The 1,768-nt window shown below is 66.5% G+C and carries 1 protein-coding gene; it reads right to left on the reverse strand.

The features are described from left to right. Positions 1-1,470 (reverse strand): pyruvate kinase (locus WCB02_RS12230; protein ID WP_423958477.1); only part of this gene is annotated, 1,470 nt, incomplete at its 3' end. Positions 1,471-1,768 lie beyond the last annotated feature (298 nt).

Below are 1,768 nucleotides of genomic sequence, written 5' to 3' on the forward strand. Positions count from 1 at the left end.
CTCCTTCAGCGACCCGAAGCGGGCGAACTTCTTGGCCCGGTGGCGGTCCATGCGGGCGAGCACGTCGCGCAGGAAGGCGACGCCCTCGGCGAGATAGGGCCCCTTGTTGAGCATGACGCATTCGGCGCCCTGCGCCATCGCCGCGTCGGTCATTTCGGCGCGGCTCGCCACGCCGTCGCGCACATAAGTGTCGAGCACCTGCGTCGCCCAGACCACCGGGGTATGCGCCGCCTCGCACAGCCACAGGATTTCTTCCTGCATTTCGGTCAGCCTCGCGAAGCCGAGCTCGACCGCGAGGTCGCCGCGCGCGATCATCACCGCGGTGGGATTGTGCGCCGACGCTTGCAGGATAAGCGTCGGCAGATTGCGCACCGCAAGCGGGGTCTCGATCTTTAAGACCAGCCCGTGCGGCTCGCGCTTGGGGGCGCGCGCGGTCAGATGGTCCTGCAGAAGCTCGATGTCGTCGACCCGCCGCACGAACGAATAGCCGATGAGGTCGGCGTGCTCGGCGATGAAGTCGAGGTCGCGGAAATCCTTGGAGGTCAGGGGCGGCAGATCGAGTTCGGTCGAGGGGAAATTGACGCCCTTGCCGGGCTTGAGGCGCACACCCTTCTCGCGCGCCGCGTAAACCTCGATCTCCGCCCGGCCGGCGGCCTTGGCGACCACACGCGCCGCCGCCTTGCCGTCGTCGATGAAGACTTCCGAGCCGACCACGAGCTGGTCGACGAGCTCGGGAAAATTGAGCGAGAACGCGATCGGCTCCCTGGTCTTCTCGCGCAGTTCGTCGACCAGCACGACCCGGTCGCCGCGCGACAGGCGGGTCTTCGGCGGCGCCTTCACTCTCAGGATGCGGCACTTGGGGCCGGCGATGTCCATCAGCACCCGGCAGGGACGTTCGAGCCGCCCTGCGGCCTCGCGCACATTCTCGATCATCCGCCCCCAGATTTCGGCGTCGTCATGGGCGCAATTGATGCGCGCGCAGTCCATTCCGGCGGCCACCAGATTGTCGACGAATTCGGGGTCCGAACCCGCTTCCGGCGGCAGGGTCGCCATCACCCGGGCGTGAGGGCTGCCTCTTTGCCGCCTGCCGAACAGCCGGTTCGCCTCCGCGTCCAATTCCGCCGCGCCTGCCGTCGCCGACGCCGTCGCGGGATAGGCCGCCCCCGGCTCGCCGGTCAGGCGCTTGAGAGTCGCGATGAGCGTATCGAGCGCCAGCGTGACCTGGCCCTCACTGCGGCCGAGCGAGGAAAGGCCCCGGGCCGCAAGGCGGTATTGGAGATCGGTGAGGTCGTACTCGCGCAGGGCGAGATAATGGGAGAGATTAAGCATTCGGGGGGACATCTGGTCCGCGCCGACCCCCCACGAGCCTCTGAGCTCGGCTCCCTTGCGCTCGACATCCCCGCGCAACGCCTTCACCTCGGCGAGAAGGCCGCGGAGGTCTTCGAGGTCGCTTCCGGTTTTTCCAGCCATGGGCCGCTTCGCATGAGCGAATCGTCGACGGGCGTCAAGCATTCGCCCGCCAAGTCGGTCTTTGACGCGCCAATGTGACGCCTGTGTAACAAAGCGCGAACGTTTCGCGACGTTCCGGAGGCGAGACCCGCGCGGCCAATCCGAACGGCGCAGTCCTTAGGGCGACGACCGAGACTGACAGGACCTCACAAATCTTCGGGGCGAATTGGAACCAATCGTGGTTCCTTCGCGTATCAGAAAATCGAGAATGATGCGGCCAATGCGAATGGTCTTGAAAGCGATCGAGGCGGCGGTCGTC

The organism is Bradyrhizobium sp. (assembly GCF_049581145.1).
Lineage (GTDB): Bacteria > Pseudomonadota > Alphaproteobacteria > Rhizobiales > Xanthobacteraceae > Bradyrhizobium.